Source organism: Bacillus spizizenii TU-B-10, assembly GCF_000227465.1.
GTDB lineage: Bacteria > Bacillota > Bacilli > Bacillales > Bacillaceae > Bacillus > Bacillus spizizenii.
In genome coordinates this window covers 2711291-2729191 of sequence record NC_016047.1, presented here as the reverse complement: position 1 = coordinate 2729191, position 17901 = coordinate 2711291, and the positions used below count along the sequence as shown (strand labels likewise).

Annotated in this window: 15 protein-coding genes; 9 read left to right on the top strand and 6 right to left on the bottom strand. The window is 40.9% G+C overall.

What is annotated here, in order from left to right; all coding sequences use genetic code 11:
• Positions 1-140 precede the first annotated feature (140 nt).
• The 6 genes from GYO_RS35645 (at position 141) to cypB (ending at position 6517) form a co-directional block, all read left to right on the top strand.
• Entirely contained in the window at positions 141-941 is an 801-nt protein-coding gene (locus tag GYO_RS35645; protein ID WP_003225944.1) for a formate/nitrite transporter family protein, read from the top strand.
• Positions 942-1331: 390 nt separating this feature from the next.
• Positions 1332-1481, top strand: a complete 150-nt coding sequence (locus GYO_RS35640; RefSeq protein ID WP_003237348.1) for a YrzI family small protein — start codon at positions 1332-1334, stop codon at positions 1479-1481.
• Between the two features lie 157 nt (positions 1482-1638).
• A complete protein-coding gene (locus GYO_RS43800) occupies positions 1639-1797 on the top strand; it encodes a hypothetical protein (RefSeq protein WP_014114589.1) in 159 nt (52 codons plus the stop codon).
• 188 nt (positions 1798-1985) lie between these two features.
• Positions 1986-2528 carry a class I SAM-dependent methyltransferase gene (locus GYO_RS35635; RefSeq protein ID WP_014114587.1) on the top strand — a complete coding sequence of 181 codons (543 nt, stop codon included), beginning with the start codon at positions 1986-1988 and terminating at the stop codon, positions 2526-2528.
• Positions 2529-2750: 222 nt separating this feature from the next.
• Positions 2751-3335 (top strand): transcriptional regulator FatR, encoded by a 585-nt coding sequence (gene fatR, locus GYO_RS35630; RefSeq protein WP_041521019.1) that lies wholly within the window; start codon positions 2751-2753, stop codon positions 3333-3335.
• 17 nt (positions 3336-3352) lie between these two features.
• Entirely contained in the window at positions 3353-6517 is a 3165-nt protein-coding gene (gene cypB / locus GYO_RS35625) for a bifunctional cytochrome P450/NADPH--P450 reductase CypB (protein ID WP_014114585.1), read from the top strand.
• A gap of 241 nt (positions 6518-6758) precedes the next feature.
• On the opposite strand, the gene GYO_RS35620 is transcribed toward cypB, so the two are convergent.
• The 5 genes from GYO_RS35620 to GYO_RS35600 all read right to left on the bottom strand — a co-directional run bounded on the left by GYO_RS35620 (position 6759) and on the right by GYO_RS35600 (position 11593).
• Positions 6759-7055, bottom strand: a complete 297-nt coding sequence (locus GYO_RS35620) for a YrhK family protein (RefSeq protein WP_014114584.1) — start codon at positions 7053-7055, stop codon at positions 6759-6761.
• A gap of 121 nt (positions 7056-7176) precedes the next feature.
• A complete protein-coding gene (oatA, locus tag GYO_RS35615; protein WP_014114583.1) occupies positions 7177-9093 on the bottom strand; it encodes an acyltransferase family protein in 1917 nt (638 codons plus the stop codon).
• 112 nt (positions 9094-9205) lie between these two features.
• Positions 9206-10063 (bottom strand): anti-sigma-V factor RsiV, encoded by an 858-nt coding sequence (gene rsiV / locus GYO_RS35610; protein ID WP_014114582.1) that lies wholly within the window; start codon positions 10061-10063, stop codon positions 9206-9208.
• The gene (gene sigV / locus GYO_RS35605) at positions 10063-10563 is read right to left on the bottom strand and encodes an RNA polymerase sigma factor SigV (RefSeq protein ID WP_014114581.1); all 501 of its coding nucleotides are present in this window, start codon (positions 10561-10563) and stop codon (positions 10063-10065) included. The genes rsiV and sigV overlap by 1 nt, the downstream gene beginning before the upstream one ends.
• 202 nt (positions 10564-10765) lie before the next feature.
• Positions 10766-11593: a TrmB family transcriptional regulator gene (locus GYO_RS35600; RefSeq protein WP_014114580.1), complete on the bottom strand. Its 828-nt coding sequence runs from the start codon at positions 11591-11593 to the stop codon at positions 10766-10768.
• Between the two features lie 151 nt (positions 11594-11744).
• Here GYO_RS35600 and GYO_RS35595 point away from each other — a divergent pair, with 151 nt between their 5' ends.
• The gene (locus GYO_RS35595; protein WP_014114579.1) at positions 11745-12377 is read left to right on the top strand and encodes a LysE family transporter; all 633 of its coding nucleotides are present in this window, start codon (positions 11745-11747) and stop codon (positions 12375-12377) included.
• A 135-nt stretch (positions 12378-12512) separates the two neighbouring features.
• Here the strand turns inward: GYO_RS35595 and GYO_RS35590 are convergent, their stop codons facing one another.
• Complete coding sequence (locus GYO_RS35590) at positions 12513-13901, bottom strand: amino acid permease (protein ID WP_014114578.1); 1389 nt, start codon at positions 13899-13901, stop codon at positions 12513-12515.
• Positions 13902-14142: 241 nt separating this feature from the next.
• Between GYO_RS35590 and GYO_RS35585 the strand changes: the two genes are divergently transcribed.
• Both GYO_RS35585 and levR read left to right on the top strand, forming a co-directional pair.
• On the top strand, positions 14143-14562 hold the full coding sequence (locus GYO_RS35585; protein WP_238528862.1) for a hypothetical protein: 420 nt from the start codon (positions 14143-14145) through the stop codon (positions 14560-14562).
• A 396-nt stretch (positions 14563-14958) separates the two neighbouring features.
• Entirely contained in the window at positions 14959-17766 is a 2808-nt protein-coding gene (gene levR / locus GYO_RS35580; RefSeq protein WP_014114575.1) for a transcriptional regulator LevR, read from the top strand.
• Positions 17767-17901 lie beyond the last annotated feature (135 nt).

Here is a 17901-nt window from a genome sequence, read left to right as displayed (position 1 = left end):
TTGATATTGTTGTATGGGTATGCATACAAGTTAGGCAGCATTCAAACGCCTGGTTTTACACAGGTTATTTGAGTGCTGCCTTTTTTATTGCCTTTCTGCCAAAACTGTGAGAAAAGAAGAAATAATGGAGGCGTTTTAGTATGGCTTTTCGGAAACCGGATGAAATAGCAGATGCAGCAATTGAAGCAGGGGTGAAAAAAATAAAGCTTCCGCTGCCGTCTCTGCTTGTGCTGGGGTTTTTAGGAGGCGCATTTATCGCGCTTGGGTACTTGCTTGATATCAGGGTGATCGGCGACCTTCCGAAAGAATGGGGAAGCCTGTCCAGCTTGATCGGGGCTGCAGTATTTCCCGTCGGTCTGATCCTTGTGGTTCTCGCTGGCGCTGAACTGATCACAGGAAATATGATGTCCGTTGCGATGGCTTTATTTTCGAGAAAAATATCAGTAAAAGAATTGGCGGTTAACTGGGGAATCGTCACAATTATGAACTTAATCGGCGCATTATTTGTTGCTTACTTTTTCGGGCATTTGGTTGGATTGACTGAAACAGGCCCTTATTTAGAAAAAACAATCGCCGTTGCACAAGGAAAGCTCGATATGAGCTTCGGCAAGGTTCTCGTTTCCGGCATCGGCTGTAACTGGCTTGTATGTCTTGCCGTTTGGCTTTCTTTCGGCGCTCAAGACGGAGCAGGAAAAATTCTTGGCATCTGGTTCCCAATAATGGCTTTTGTGGCAATCGGATTTCAGCACGTTGTCGCCAACATGTTTGTGATTCCCGCTGCCATTTTTGCTGGCTCGTTCACGTGGGGGCAGTTTATCGGAAACATCATTCCGGCTTTTATCGGCAATGTCATCGGCGGAGCGGTATTTGTCGGTCTCATTTACTTTATCGCATATCATAAGAAAGACCGCTCCAGAAAAGAAATGAAGCAGGTATCATGACCAAAGGATAAATCTATTCGATGATTTGCACAATTTCCGTCCATTTTTAGAAAAAGATGTTTACAAAATGGAATTTGGTGGATATACTTACAAAGTAAGAAAAAAGCAAAGGAGGCTGAACAAAATGACAATGAGACAACGACGTCAACCTGTACGTGATGCACAAGTAAAAGTTCATGGTTCATTCAGCCTGTGGAAGAGTTCGTGTCCTTCCTTAACCGATGCTTATCGCACGCATTAAATTCGGAATTAGTCGGACATACGCAACTCCCCGCAGGCAGTAGAGGCATTGGTGTCTTCTTTTGTCTGCGGTTTTTATTTGCCCGCGGCAGAAGGACTGATGCCGCGGGTTATTTCGCTTGAAGCGGACTTTGAAAGGGGGTGAGCGATATGACGATTAACCTATTCTTTTTAACGTTAACGATTAACAAACGGTTTAAAAGCCCGGAAGAATTCGAACGAGAACAGCAGATTGAGCAGATTTATGATGAAATGAAAGAGTCTCAGTTAAAGCATCTTTATTTAACAAACTGGCGCTAAAAAGCAATGAAAAAGCTGAAGGAGGAGATGACATATGCTTAGAATGGAATTATTGATGCATTATACAATGGAGAAGGACCAAGTTTAGCGAAACAGCTGTCAAGAAAATGCCGGCCTGCATATGATAAATCAACGTTACGGTAAGGCAGGTGATGGCATGATGAACGATTATCAAAAAAGGCTGCCGTCGATAGGCCATGGTTATGCGTCCATGCCGCATTCCTTCAAACATGGTTATGGAAATCCATTCCGTCAGCAGAGGCTGATGGCCATGCAGCAGCATAGGCTGTATGTATTCCCTTATCATTGGCACTAGAAAGAGGGCAGAAAACATTTTGTTTTCTGCTTTTTTTGCGGAAAAAAATGAAAAAGTTCAGTTCCATTGAAACATTTTTAAACACATTGCCGTCTAGTTGATATCTTCATTCCCATTTAGAAATGAAGGTGATGTTTATTTTTCGAATATAATAAATAAACATAGGAAACCAAAAGCAGGTGTTTAAAATGCTAGAAAATAGACTCTATAAACGATCGAATCTTTTGAAATTATTTTCTCGGAAATATAAGCAAACCAAAACAATTGAGCATATGATGATTGACTCTATAGATATACAAGAAAATGACAGAATTTTAGAAATTGGAGTCGGAAATGGCACTGTCTTTAAGAGCATAACCGAGAAACTGGAAAAGGGAAGCTTAAAAAGCATTGACCCATCAAAGCGAAAGGTAAGACAAATATCACGCGCGAATCGAAAAAACATCGGAAAAGGGGAGATTTTTCATGGCTATCCGGAGAACATTCCCTTTGATGACCGTACCTTTAATAAAGTGTTTTCCTTACATACGGTTCAGAGCTGCACTGATATTAGGCTTGCATTAAGAGAAATTTACCGGGTGCTTCAAATTGATGGCCGATTTTACATCAGTATTGATGCAAATACTGATGTAAAAGAGAAAATGTATATTCAACTGCTGAAAGACCAGCATTTCAGGGATCTTTCTGTCATTAGGCGTGATTCTTGTCTTTGCATTGTGGCTGTTAAATAAAATCATTTCTCGGGAAATATATCCAGAGCCCTTATATGGGGATTTGGGTATATTTTCTTAATTTTTTATTTTTTGCATATACTTTATATTAAAAAAAGTTTTTTTCATATAAACTGATAACATAAGAAAGGGTAAAGAGGTGATATCAGACAGATCGGGCATTCATTATGAACAAGCGGAATGAATATTCATTCCGTAATAAATCGGAGGTTGTAACATTACATGTTATCCGCATCCAGCAGTAAATACGACATGATTATGAAAGCGTCAGTCTCACTTTTTACGGAAAGGGGATTTAATGCTACCACTATCCCTATGATAGCTGAACGAGCTCATGTGGGAACAGGAACGATCTATCGTTATTTTGACAGCAAAGAAACACTCGTCAACGTATTGTTTCAGGAAAGCATCCAGCGCTTTACGGAAAAGCTGAAGCAAGATTTTTCGGAATTGCCTGTCAGAGAAGGCTTCCACCACGTATTTTGCTGTCTCGTTCAATTTACGAAAGAGAGTGACTATGCGCTTTTTTTTCTTGAAACGAAAAAAAACGCTCATTACTTAAATGACACAAGCAGAAAAATGATAGAAAATCTGACTCATATGCTTGATGACTATTTTAATAAGGGAAAAGCAGAAGGTGTAATTCGCAGCCTGCCCTCTAATGTGTTAATTGCGATTGTGTTAGGGGCATTTCTCAAGATATATCAACTCGTCCAAACGGGTGATATAGAGATGGACATGGATTTAATTACTGAATTGGAACAATGCTGCTGGGACGCCATTAAGCTTCATTCATCACAAAATTAGGAAAGGAAGATGTATTAATGAAACAGGCAAGTGCAATACCTCAGCCCAAAACATACGGACCTTTAAAAAATCTTCCGCATCTGGAAAAAGAGCAGCTTTCTCAATCCTTATGGCGGATAGCCGATGAATTGGGGCCGATTTTCCGTTTCGATTTTCCAGGGGTGTCCAGTGTTTTTGTATCCGGCCACAATCTTGTGGCTGAAGTGTGTGATGAAAGCCGCTTTGACAAAAACCTTGGCAAAGGCTTGCTAAAGGTGCGCGAATTCGGCGGAGACGGCTTATTTACAAGCTGGACGCACGAACCGAATTGGCAAAAAGCCCACCGCATTTTACTGCCGAGTTTCAGTCAAAAAGCGATGAAAGGCTATCATTCTATGATGCTGGATATCGCAACCCAGCTGATTCAAAAATGGAGCCGGCTTAATCCTAATGAAGAAATTGATGTAGCGGACGACATGACCCGTCTGACGCTTGATACGATTGGGTTATGCGGGTTTAACTATCGCTTCAACAGCTTTTACCGTGATTCTCAGCATCCGTTTATCACCAGTATGCTCCGTGCCTTAAAAGAGGCGATGAACCAATCGAAAAGACTGGGCCTGCAAGATAAGATGATGGTGAAAACGAAGCTGCAGTTCCAAAAGGATATAGAAGTCATGAACTCCCTGGTCGATAGATTGATAGCTGAGCGAAAAGCGAATCCGGATGAAAACATTAAGGATCTTTTATCACTCATGCTTTATGCCAAAGATCCTGTAACAGGTGAAACGCTCGATGATGAAAACATTCGATACCAAATCATAACGTTTTTAATTGCAGGGCATGAAACAACAAGCGGTTTGCTTTCCTTTGCGATTTACTGTCTGCTTACACATCCGGAAAAACTGAAAAAAGCGCAAGAGGAAGCGGATCGCGTGTTAACGGATGACACGCCGGAATATAGACAAATCCAGCAGCTGAAATACATTCGGATGATTTTAAATGAAACACTCAGGTTGTACCCAACAGCTCCGGCCTTTTCTCTCTATGCCAAGGAAGATACTGTTTTAGGCGGGGAATATCCGATCAGCAAAGGGCAGCCTGTCACCGTTTTGATTCCGAAACTGCACCGGGATCAAAACGCTTGGGGAGAGGATGCAGAAGCTTTTCGTCCGGAACGGTTTGAAGACCCTTCGCGTATTCCTCACCATGCGTATAAGCCGTTTGGAAACGGGCAGCGTGCTTGTATTGGCATGCAGTTTGCTCTCCAAGAAGCGACAATGGTTCTCGGTCTTGTATTAAAGCATTTTGATGTGATGAACCATACTGGATACGAACTAAAAATCAAAGAGGCATTAACGATCAAACCGGATGAATTTAAGATTACTGTGAAACCGCGGAAAACAGCGGCAATCAATGTACAGAGAAAAGAACAGGCTGACATCAAAACAGAAACGAAGCCAAAAGAAACAAAGCCTAAACACGGCACACCATTACTCGTTCTTTACGGCTCGAATCTTGGGACAGCAGAAGGAATAGCCGGTGAACTGGCTGCTTACGGCCGCCAGATGGGTTTTACAGCCGAAACGGCTCCGCTTGATGATTATATCGGCAAGCTTCCAGAACAAGGCGCAGTCGTCATCGTTACGGCTTCTTATAATGGGGCGCCGCCTGATAATGCTGCAGGCTTTGTAGAGTGGCTGGAAGGGCTTGAGGAAGGACAATTGAAAGGTGTCTCTTATGCGGTATTCGGCTGCGGAAACCGGAGCTGGGCCAGCACGTATCAGCGGATTCCCCGCCTGATAGATGACATGATGAAAGCAAAGGGGGCATCACGTTTAACAGCGATTGGGGAAGGCGATGCCGCCGATGATTTTGAAAGCCATCGCGAGTCGTGGGAAAACCGCTTCTGGAAGGAAACGATGGAAGCATTTCATATAAACGAAATAGCTCAGAAAGAAGACAGGCCTTCATTATCAATTACTTTTCTCAGTGAAGCGACGGAAACGCCGCTTGCCAAAGCATATGGCGCGTTTGAAGGGAACGTTTTAGAGAACCGGGAGCTCCAGACGGCTGATAGCCCGCGTTCCACCCGCCATATTGAATTGCAGATTCCTGACGCCAAAACATATAAGGAAGGCGATCATATCGGCATATTGCCAAAAAACAGCCAGAAGCTTGTTCAGCGGGTCCTCAGCCGATTCGATTTGCAGTCCAATCATGTGATGAAAATGAGCGGCGGCCCTCATATGGCTCATCTTCTGATGGATCGGCCGATCAAAGTGATGGATTTATTGGCGTCCTATGTGGAGTTGCAGGACCCGGCTTCAAGGCTTCAGCTGCGGGAGCTGGCTTCTTATACAGTCTGTCCGCCGCATAAAAAAGAGCTGGAACAGCTCGTTTCAGATGATGGCATTTATAAAGAGCAGGTATTGGCAAAACGTCTTACCATGCTTGATTTTTTAGAGGATTATCCTGCCTGCGAAATGCCGTTTGAGCGGTTTTTAGCACTTTTGCCATCACTAAAACCGAGATATTATTCCATTTCAAGCTCACCGAAAGTCCATGCCAATATCGTGAGCATGACAGTAGGCGTTGTTAAAGACTCAGCCTGGAGCGGGCGAGGCGAATACCGGGGCGTCGCCTCTAATTATTTAGCAGAGCTGAATACAGGTGATGCAGCAGCCTGTTTCATCCGAACGCCGCAATCCGGATTCCAGATGCCAGATGACCCTGAAACCCCTATGATTATGGTCGGACCGGGTACAGGAATTGCGCCATTCAGGGGCTTTATTCAGGCAAGATCTGTTTTGAAGAAGGAAGGAAGCGCGCTTGGTGAAGCTCTTTTATACTTCGGCTGCCGACGCCCCGATCATGATGATCTTTACAGAGAAGAGCTGGATCAAGCGGAACAGGATGGTTTGGTGACAATCCGCCGATGCTACTCACGCGTTGAAAACGAATCAAAAGAATATGTCCAGCACTTGCTCAAACAAGATACGCAGAAATTGATGTCACTCATTGAAAAAGGTGCTCACATTTACGTATGTGGTGATGGATCGCAAATGGCTCCTGATGTAGAGAATACTTTGCGTCAGGCATATGAAGCTGAAAAAGGAGCAAGTCAGGAAGAATCAGCCGATTGGCTGGAAAAGCTGCAAGATCAAAAACGTTATGTGAAAGATGTTTGGACAGGAATGTAATAAAAAATCAAATCCCGCCATCAATTAGATTGGCGGGATTGCTTTGCATGTGAGAAAACCGGCACGATAATGAAATCTACTGAAAAGGATGTTATAGGGAGTATCGCGCCGGCCTTATTGTTAATATCGTCACACAGGGACAAAAGTTTAGGTTTTTTGCCTTATTTTTAAATTAAATAGTCTAAAAGTCTTGTTTTTGTGATTTGCACATCTTTTTTGGTGTTTTGTTCTCGCCTATTCCTCAAGATGAGCCATCTGTTGAAGAGCGATGTTTAAATTGGCGTTCCACATGTTTTCGGTAATGAAAGTCATGAATCAGCCGAATCGTGGGCCTGATTAACAGCAGCAAGCTCCCAATCGCAAATAGCCATATCCCTGCCGACATTAATTGGTCATAAAAAAAGAAAAGGCTCCCGACGAGAAACAAAGCACCAATGATAAAATCGTTTACGGTATAAAGAATCTTGTATCGTTTTTTGAAAAAAAGTTCGTATCGTTGCAGTTCTTTTTTGATGTCATGTTCTTCATTAGCTGCCACTATCATCCCTCCATTCTATTTAGGCTTACCCTCACGTAAACGACATGTAAACATAAGAATTGCCTTGGGAAATGGAGGGGTCAGAGAATGATCAACAATGTTTTTAAATAGGACTTCTTTTTTACAAAGACGATTCCATCGCCTCAACAATAAGACCAGTCAAAGCTTTAGCCCCTTGAGGAACCAAGTGTACGCCATCAGGTGTAAAGTATTCTGGATGCTGAAGAGCTTCTGTATGCCAGTCAACTAACGTAACATTTTTATGTGCGCTTGCCTGGTACTTCAAAGATTCATTTACCTTGCTTTCCCATTGACGGGGGACCCGTGTATTGACAAGGTAGATATGAGCTTTTGAGAAAGCTTGAAGCAATTGTTCAATTTGGCTGTCTGTAAAGTAACCATTGGTTCCCAGCTCAATGATGACAGCTTTGTTCGGCTGATTAAAAGACTTGTATTCCCTTGTGAGCTCCAAAGCTTGAGACATTTGTCTCCCCACCTTTCCATCAATCGTAACATGTGAAAGTGACTGCCGAAGGTGTGAGGCAATATCAAGCATGACGGAATCTCCTATAGCTAACACTTCTTTGTCAGAGTCTGCGGGTTCTTTCTCCTGCTGAGATTGCGTGTCTTTATTTTTGCTAGTCTCTTGTCCATTATTTTTGTTTTCCTTTTGATCTTGATGGGAGTCTGTTGTCTTTTGTTCGGCATCGTTTTCCTTGTCTTTATCGACTGCAGCATTCTTTCTGTCCTCAGAAGCCTGGCTGGTATCAGCGTTTGTTTCTTGTGAGCTATACGTCCATTTGGTGGGGTGCTTTTGCTCTCCGGCTAGTCCAGACAGCCCTCCCGCAAAAATAAGTACAGCGAGAATGACGAAACCAATTGACATTTTACTGAGGACAGTTGTCGTTTTCCATTCCCTGATTCTATGTATAAAAACGCGGCGGAAAAAGAATCTAAATCCCTGTGTTCGTATCGGCTTCTCAATAAAATGATAGGAAAGCTCGGCGAGTATAAATGTCACAATAACCTTTAGCACGATATGCCAAAAAACAGGGTTTCCGATTTCTTGAACTGGCGTACTTAACACAATCACAGGGTAGTGCCAAAGATAAATACCGTAAGACCTCGTTCCAAGCCAACGAAGCGGCCTCCATGAAAGCAGATTGCCTAAAAAGCTGCTCGGATGACAAACACATGCAATAAGGATTGCGGCGACCATGCTAATCAAAAGCATTCCGCCTCTGTAAAGAAAAGGCTCGTATTCATCTGTGAAATAGACACACAACACTAAAATACAAAATGCCGAAAGTTCAGTGGCGTGCAATGTGTGCTTCAGTTTACTTGGCAGCCTGTTGGAAGACAGCCTTTTCATAGGCCAAACCAAAGCCAAGGCACATCCGATGAGAAGCTCAAACGACCGAGTATCTGTACCGTAATACACGCGGCTCGGATCTGCGCCGGGTTCATACAATATGCTCATCATCACGGCTGAACAAAGCGCAAGCAATGATACCACCGCCGCCAATCTGGCGCGGCTTTTAAATATGTACATCCCAACAACCAAGAACATCGGCCATATCATATAAAATTGTTCTTCAATCGCCAGCGACCAAAGATTTTTTAAAGGTGATGGGGAACCAAAACTATCAAAGTATGATAGTTTGTGAAAAATAAAATACCAATTACTTATATATAAGAGAGAAGAAATGGCATCTCCGCGTACAGTATGCAATAGTTCCCTATCAAACAATACAACCCAAATAACAGCAGAAAAGATCATAAGGTAAGCCGCTGGCAGAAGCCGCCGAATTCGGCGCACCCAAAAATCCCGAAAATCAAGACTGATATCATTTCCATGTGCCGGCAATAGAATAGATGTAATTAAATAGCCGGATAAAACAAAAAAGATACCAACTCCAATGAAGCCGCCGTTAGCCCAATTGAAGTTTAGGTGATAAGCGATAACTGACAGGACGGCAAAAGCCCGAAGGCCATCGAGTCCAGGGATGTATCGATGATGTTGTGTCTTGTGATACATGGGTATTCCTCCAATAGTGTGCAGATATTCTCGTTGTTTTTGATAGCTAGGTTACGATCTCACTTAGAGAAGAGAGAAAACATCCATCATATGAGTTGGATGTTTTTTTATATTATCGAACGTAACGATCTCCCACGAGCAAGCTTGATATGACGCTGGTTGGAATTTCAAACTCGGTAACGCCCATATAGCCGGGAGCGACTTCATATTCATCAAATGAGATCACAAGTTTATGGTCTTCATTAATATAAAACGTTTGATCAGGAAGAATTTTTTTGAATGGTTCTGCATCTTCTTCAGTGAGCCAATAGATTTTATTTGGATCTTCCTTCATTTGCTGTTTCATTTGTTCTTTGATGTTTTGGCTGATGACGTTGATATAGCGTTCATCTTTGAATAAGCTTTTTAATGTCAGTAAGATATCATTCTTTTTGTCAATTGTGATATAACGGCTTTGGGTGTAAGATGATGCTTGTGTTTTTTCAATATCTCGCCGGATAGAGAGTAAATCTGGCGTGTCTGTCACTGTCTCGTAATCACTATAGATGCTGAGATGCCCTTTTTTGTTTTTAGATGTGGACTGTATAAATTCCTTGTACAGCTGCTTGCTTTCTTTCAAGTATTTTTGGTTAATGCTGTTTTCAAGCTCTTTATTAGAAAGTCCGGACAGAGCAGGTGTTTTGACATCGATGCTCGATTGATCTTTCTCTTCTTTGATCTCAATAAAAGTGATGGCTTTGACAATCTTGCCGATGACAGGGATTCTCGACATCGCTTGAGCTGCGTCAGGGTTGATGTTGACAAGTGCAGTGAATAAAATAGCCGCCGCGACAGCTGCCGATGTCGGCCACATGACGATTCTTTTCTTTTTTGGTTCTTGCTGAAGGGCTTTTTCAACAATGATATCAAGTTCTTTAGGAATCTGAACATTTTTATATTCTTCTCTTAACTGCTGCAATCTCTTATCCATTAAGAAAGATCCTCCTTCGTCAACTGAATGCGCATCAGCTTCAATGCTCTGTAGAGGCGCGTTTTGACGGTATTCGTGTTTTCTCCTGTAATTTCCGCAATTTCTTCTAATTTGAGGTCTTCAAAAAAACGCAAAATAATAATGGTTTTATAGCGGTACGGCAATTCGTCAAGCGCTTCATGGAGATCGGTATCCTTGTAATGGTCTTCCTTTCCTTTGCTTAAAAACTCTATCGTTTCGTCATCCATCACTTTTACCTTTTTTTGTTTGCGCAAAAAATCAATAGCTGTCCGTACTAAAATTTTATAAAACCAGCTTTTTATCGTCTCAGGGTTTCTAACCGTTTCTACTGAGCTCAGCGCTTTTTTTATAGATTCCTGAATAATATCTAATGCGTCATCTTGATTTTTCACATAACTGAAAGCCAACCTGTAGAAATCTTGCTTATGATCAGTTATGCATGCGACAAGCAACGCTTTTGTTGTTTGTTTTTTCTTCATTGCAATAAAGGGCTCCTTTTTGAATATACGTATATCATAGGCTGTTACCTAGGATAGACGCGGAAGGCTGAAAAATAGTTTGCGCAGAATCGCATTTTTTTAAAAGAAATGATCAGAGGGGGAGGAGCCTAAACACTTTGTAGAAAGGAATGCATAAAAAAACATGACTTGTATCAACAAGCCATGTTTTTGTACTATTGCTCTATTCCAAATAATGTTTTTTGAAATCTGAGTGGATAGAAAATTTGCGGCGTAACCGAATGAGATTTTCTCCAAAGCTTTCTTCTAAAAGCCCTCTATGCTTTTTCAGAATTTCCATGAGGTACAGATCATGAATAATCACTTCAGTTATAGGCATGACTAAACCTACATGCATTGTCCATGCAGCACGGCTGTCGTTGCCAAGAGAGACGATACCTGCTACCACTTCTGAATCATCCCCGCTATAGACAAGCCACCGTCCGTCATACTCTTCTGTAATTTCACTGCTCATATCATGAAGGTAAACAGTAGCAAAATCAGATACGATGTCTCCGTACGCAATAATGGTGACAATGACACCTTGATTTGCCGCCTGTTTTAGCTCTGATTCTATCTCATCAAAATCCTCTTTCCATATTTCTAAGAGGATTCTTTTTTTGGCGGATAAGATACAAGCCTTCACCTTTTCAAGAATTTCATTGCGTCCGGTGATATTCCAGATATTTTCCCGGTCATTTGCAGTCTGCTCGAATTTTTCAAAGTATTTCTCAGCCTGATCAAAATGCTCTTCCGCTTTGAGCCGGCGGTTTTTAATCAGTTCTTTAGCGGGTACAGGGACATATTGAGGCGTATTTCCATGACTTACAAAAACATCTCCTCTAATGACAAGGCTTTCCAGGACTTCATAAATTTTAGAACGGGGCACTCCGGATTTTTTGGCGACGGCATAGCCTGTTAAAGGTGATTCTTGCAATAAAGCAAGATATGCTTTTGATTCATATTCGGTAAAATTGAGGTTTTTTAAAATGTCTAACATATTTTCTTTCATATATCCTCCAATATAAAGAGCAATCGCTGCCTTTGTAATCGCTATTTTAACAAACCATATTGATTTATTCCAAACCCATTGATACAATTTTATGAGTAGTTACTTTTGTAGTCACTATATGTTGTGAGGATTTTTTAAAGGGGGAGAAGAAATGCACAGCTTACTCACATACATACCGATAGCTGCCATGATGGTTATTTTACCGGGTGCAGATACAATGCTTGTGATGAAAAATACCCTTAGATACGGCGCAAAGGCTGGCCGTTATAACATTCTTGGATTAGCAACAGGACTTTCCTTTTGGACCGTTATCGCCATTTTAGGTTTATCAGTGGTTATTGCAAAGTCGGTGTTTCTTTTCACAACGATCAAATATTTGGGAGCAGCGTACTTAATTTATTTAGGTATCAAAAGTTTTTTTGCCAAAAGCATGTTTTCTATAGATGACATGCAATCCCAAGCAACAACTACGGGAAATTCTCCGAAACGTTATTATAAAACTTCCTTTATGCAAGGATCACTTAGTAACATTCTCAATCCTAAAACTGTTTTGGTTTATGTTACAATCATGCCCCAATTTATCAATCTGAAGGGGAATATAAACCAGCAGCTCATCATTTTAGCTTCAATCCTAACCTTATTAGCGGTGTTATGGTTCCTCTTTCTCGTTTATATTATTGATTTCGCAAAAAAATGGATGAAAAACTCGAAGTTCCAGAAAGTGTTTCAAAAAATAACCGGAATGATATTAGTAGGTTTCGGCATCAAAACTGGTTTGAGTTAATATTCGAGGTGATACGCCTAAATGAAGTAAACGATTTTAGAGGCCGAATAAAAGCTGACATTTCATATTCAAGCTTAGCTTAATGTCTGACCCATACAAAAAAGACAAGGGAGTGAGTATCCCTTGTCTTTTTTATTATTTCATCTTATATCCTCTGCGGGTTTGCACCTTATATAAAATAATCAATAAAACAAACCAGACCGGAGTGACAAACAAAGCAACACGTGTATCATTCGCCAGTGCCAATACGACAAGAACGAACGCGAGAAATGCGAGTGTTAAGTAGTTGGATAATGGGTAAAAAGGCATTTTAAATTTGTTTGTTTTCGCTTCATCCTGCCTTGTTTTTCGATATTTCAAATGGCAAATCACCGTGATGCCCCAAATAAAAATGAAACATATTGTAGAAACACTTGTAATCAGTGTAAAGACTTGCTCGGGCATTATATAATTCAGGCTGACGCCAATTAGAATGGCGATGGTTGAAAAGAACAGCGCATTACTTGGAACTTTAGAAGAAGTCAATTTCTTCAATAATCCAGGTGCGTGATGATCCTTGGCTAGAGAATAGACCATGCGGCTTGTGCTGAATAAAGCGCTGTTAGCCGCTGATGCCGCTGATGTTAATACAACAAAATTGATCATACTGGCAGCGGCAACGATGCCTACAACAGAAAAGACTTGAACAAATGGGCTTTCATTTGGGTTCAAAACATTCCAAGGGTAGATACACATAATGACAAAAAGTGCGCCGACATAAAAAAGTAAAATCCGGGCAGGGATTTGATTGATGGCTTTAGGGATCACTTTTTGGGGATTTTCTGTTTCACCTGCTGTCAGTCCAACAAGTTCAATTCCCACAAAAGCGAAGACAACCATTTGGAATGAAAGGATAAATCCATGCCATCCATTTGGAAACATGCCGCCGTGCTTCCAAAGATTCGTGAGGCTGGCTGAGCCGGAAGCTGTGGAAAAACCTTTCGCAATCAAGAAAATACCAGTTACGATAAGAGCCAATATGGCAATGACTTTGATCAATGCAAACCAGAATTCTAATTCTCCGAAAAGTTTAACGGTGGCAAGATTCATGATCAGCAGGATGATAAGCGCAAGAAGACCCGGCAGCCATTGAGGCACATCGGGAAGCCAATATTGCGTATAAATGCCGACCGCGGTTAAATCAGCCATCGCGAGAGAAATCCAGCAGAACCAGTAGGTCCAGCCAGTGATAAACGCTGCCATGTTGCCTAAATAGTCCCTTACAAAATCAACGAAAGAGTGATATCCCGTATTTGATAAGAGCAGTTCTCCTAGCGAACGCATAATGAAAAAGCAAAAGACTCCAGTGATCAAGTAAGCAAATAAAATGGATGGTCCCGCAAAGTGAATGGATTTTCCTGAGCCTAAGAATAAACCTGTCCCGATTGCACCCCCAATCGCCATTAATTGTATATGCCTGTTTTTAAGGCCTCTAGACAATTTTTGCTGTTGTCCAAAATTGTCTTTGGTAGAATTGCCTATCAATTTTGTTTTCCTCCAATAATAAAAGATGAATAAAGTTTTATCGGATATTATACCATCTAAGAGAATACAATGTTTGATTTTTAAATTTTAAAAATATAATTTTCATTTGCTTGTGCGTAAAGGTGCCAAATGTCTCCCGAAGAATATGCTTATCACAAAAGATTTTTATCAATCATTCGGTTTTGACTCAGTCGAGAATCCTTATACAAACATAAAAGTTTCGAAAAAACAGTGGGTCCATATGGAGGATCTATTTTTTCAATGGATATCTCCTTATCTATCAACATTCGGCCAAACAGTTGTTACGCCATTTCTAAGTAATGACTGGGAGGGAGGATGTCATCTGGACGATATGATGGATGATGAGTTTGCTGAGGTTTATGAAGAATATAAGGCTTTTTTAATAGGTAACGATTTGTATGATCATACGCCCACTTTGCTTGAAAACAGCAGGGGATATCAAATCGCTCATATCGGTGATTTTTCAATCCTGGGCAAGATGGCTGCAAGAAATCATCATTATTTATTCTTTGCCGATGGAGATAAAGTTTTTATGTTTACAGATTCACTGACCTTCCAGATGTATTGTAAGGATAAAGAAGTTTTGCATAATGAAATGAGAAAGATCGGGCAGTTGCTGCATCCTGATTTTTTATCGTGAATCACTGTGGCGGACACATAGAGTGTCCGGCATTTTTTTGTTTTCAATTGATGTCATGTCTAGTGGGAATGTATTTTGGGGAAAATGTCCTGATCTATTAGATTTATTTTCTGTCATTCGGGATTTTTCCATCATTACGTTCCTGAAGAATGATAAACTGTTTACTGATTATTACTTTGGAAGGAGCACAGTCTTGAAGAACTGCGAATCTAAAATACTAATATCAAACATAAATAATTTGAAGTGATAAACACATAGGCATAAAAGGTCAGTATGTCAATCTGCTATAAAGACCTTTCTGAAAGTGTATCAATAGATAATCTCAAGGCTGTCTGTCATAAAGATTCGGAATATTCTTGTTAAGGGCTTATCTAATAAGGGCAAAGGATGATAGACGTGAAAAGAATAGATAAAATATACCATCAGCTCATGCATAATTTTCATGACTCCAGCTTAGATCAACTTTTAAAAGTACAGGGGAATTCAGCAAAGGAAATTGCTGAGCAGCTGAAAATGGAGCGGTCCAATGTCAGTTTTGAATTGAACAATCTCGTCCGATCTAAAAAGGTCATAAAAATTAAAACGTTTCCTGTGCGATATATCCCAGTCGAAATAGTGGAAAGGTTATATAACAAGAAATGGGATACAGAGATGATGGAAGTGAAAGGCCTGGAGCTGTTTTCCGGGAATCCAAAACAGAATCATCAAAACATTTCCACGAATCCTCTAGAGCTTATGATTGGGGCAAAAGGCAGCTTGAAGAAAGCAATCTCCCAGGCAAAGGCAGCTGTCTTTTATCCGCCGAACGGTCTGCATATGCTCCTCTTAGGGCCAACAGGTTCCGGTAAATCCCTTTTTGCAAACCGGATTTACCAGTTTGCCATTTACTCTGACATTTTGAAGACCGGTGCTCCATTTATTACATTTAACTGTGCAGATTACTACAACAATCCTCAATTATTGCTTTCTCAATTATTCGGACACAAAAAAGGCTCATTTACAGGTGCCGGCGAGGATAAAGCTGGTTTAGTCGAACAGGCCAATGGAGGGATTCTTTTTATGGATGAAATCCATCGTCTCCCTCCTGAGGGACAAGAAATGCTGTTTTATTTTATTGACAGCGGTTCTTATAACCGGCTTGGAGAATCTGAACATAAACGAACATCAAACGTATTGTTTATTTGCGCCACTACAGAAAATCCGAGTTCTGCACTTTTAAAAACATTTTTGCGAAGAATCCCAATGACTATTCATATTCCTTCGCTTGAAGAACGATCGCTTAAAGAAAGAGTGGATTTGACGACGTTTTTATTAGGGAAAGAAGCAGAGCGAATTAAGAAAAATCTGAGTGTGCACATAGATGTCTATAATGCGCTTATTCATTCTGCAAAATTCGGGAATGTGGGACAGCTGAAATCAAATGTCCAGTTAGTTTGTGCACACGGGTTTTTGCACAACCTTGACAGAAATGAGGTTATTGAACTGACTGTTCGGGATCTGCCGGATGAAATCAAGCAAGACTGGATGTCCAGCAGCAAAAACATGCAAAGAAGCAAAGCGATTTCTGAATATGTAAATATCACAACGATCATCTCTCCGATTGTAGAAGATGAAACAACAAAAATTGACGAAGATCTCTCATTTAATCTGTATCATTTGATCGAGGAAAAAGTGAAAACCCTCATGAAAGAAGGGTTATCTAAAAAGGATATTAATCAATACATCTTGACTGATATCCATTTGCATGTCAGAAGTTTTTTTCAGCATCGGGCGTTTCAAAAGGACAGCCTGCTGACATTCGTTGAAGATGACGTGATTCAAATGACCAAACAGTTAAAAGAAATAGCTGAACATGAGCTGGATTGCACATTTGACCGTAAATTTATTTATTTCTTGAGTATGCATATTGACGCATTTTTAAAGCGCGGTAAGCAAATTGATGTTTTAAACACACAGGAGACTGATGAAATCCGTGATACTCATGTGAAAGAATATCGGGTGGCGATGATTTTTAAAGATAAAATTCAGGAATATTTTAAAGTGGCTATTCCGGAAATAGAGGTCATCTACTTAACGATGCTGATTCACTCCATTAAATCGTTAAAAGAGAACAAAAGGGTCGGTATTATCGTGGCTGCACATGGAAATAGCACGGCGAGTTCAATGGTTGAAGTTGCGACAGAACTGTTAGGAAGCACTCCAATTGCAGCAGTTGATATGCCGCTTTCTGTTTCACCTTCGGACATTATCGAATGCGTAGCGGAAAAAATGAAACAGGTTGACGAAGGCGAAGGTGTTTTAATGCTGGTAGACATGGGGTCACTTGCAATGCTGGAGAGCAAGCTGGAGGAAAAAACAGGCATTGCTATCAAAACAATCAGCAATGTTACGACCTCAATGGTGCTGGATGCTGTCAGAAAGGTGAATTATTTGGATTTGAATTTGCATGCGATCTATCAATCGGTCACGAAGGATTTTATTGAATTATGGGAGCGGCAGCCAGCAGCATCTGGCAAAAAGAAAGCACTGGTCTCCATCTGCACGACAGGCAGCGGAACGGCCAAAAAGCTGGAAGACATCCTGACCACGATCGTAAACAAAGCCTCCGATACCCCGATTCACATATTGACCGTTTCATCTATTAAATTGGCAAACCGGATAAAAGAAATCGAAAAAGAGTATGAGATCCTTGCGACAGTCGGAACGAAAGACCCTAAAATCAATGCTCCGCATGTATCTTTAGAAGTGTTAATTGAAGGGGAGGGAGAGAAGCTGATTCAACAGGCGATTACCAAAGGCAGCATCCCCTTGAGCAATGGATTGAACGAAGCAAATATCATTGTCAGGGAGCTTTGTGAGGATAGCTTAAAAAAGTACCTTGTCTTCTTGAACCCCCACCATATTATCGAAATGTTATTAGAGTGGCTGCAAACTGTTCAGGATGAGCTGGGAGCCATATTCAATAATGCAGTTTTGATCAAAGTCATCATGCATACGGCGTTCGCCTTTGAAAGGGTGATTAAGCAGAATCCGATTGCTTTCTCAGAGGAAGAAGAAATAAATGATCAGATGAAAGAAATGGTGAATGTGACAGAGCGGACATTAGCGCCATATGAACAAAAGCTTGGACTTCGCATAAGTGATGATGAAAAATTATTTATAGCCGCCATCTTCGCTGAAGAAGTGCATGGCCAGCTGTTTTAAAAGCAGTTTTTTAATGTGAACCTGTATTAAATGGAACGCCATTTTAATACAGGTTTATTTTTTTGATTCCAAGTGTTTCAACAACAGACTATCATTGGCTGAAAACTTAATGAAAACGCTTAACACAACTTTGTT